The sequence below is a fragment of the Chitinivibrio alkaliphilus ACht1 genome (assembly GCF_000474745.1).
Taxonomy (GTDB): domain Bacteria; phylum Fibrobacterota; class Chitinivibrionia; order Chitinivibrionales; family Chitinivibrionaceae; genus Chitinivibrio; species Chitinivibrio alkaliphilus.
This window is the reverse complement of record NZ_ASJR01000094.1, coordinates 1-306: the sequence shown is the minus strand read 5'-3', so window position 1 is coordinate 306 and position 306 is coordinate 1. Positions and strand designations below refer to the sequence as shown.

Below are 306 nucleotides of genomic sequence, written 5' to 3'. Positions count from 1 at the left end.
GCGGTTGAATGTCTGATGAAAGACAGAGATGTATTGCTTCAGTTCTATAGCTATCCGCGAGAACACTGGAAGCATATCAGATCCACTAACCCTATTGAATCGACCTTTGCCACAGTACGATTAAGAACAAACAGTACCCGGGGAATGGGGACGGCTACAACGACATTTGCAATGGTCTTTAAGCTACTTGAATCTGCTCAAAAACGATGGCAGAGAGTCTTTGGATACAAACTCATTCCACATGTTTTAGAGGGACGGAAATACAAGGATGGATTGGAGGTGAAAAAAGCAGCATAATATTTTTAT

Annotated in this window: 1 protein-coding gene; it reads left to right on the top strand. The window is 41.8% G+C overall.

Annotated features, from left to right (window positions below):
* Positions 1 to 297: transposase (locus CALK_RS11775; RefSeq protein WP_193352780.1), on the top strand; the 297-nt coding region annotated here is incomplete at its 5' end.
* Positions 298 to 306 lie beyond the last annotated feature (9 nt).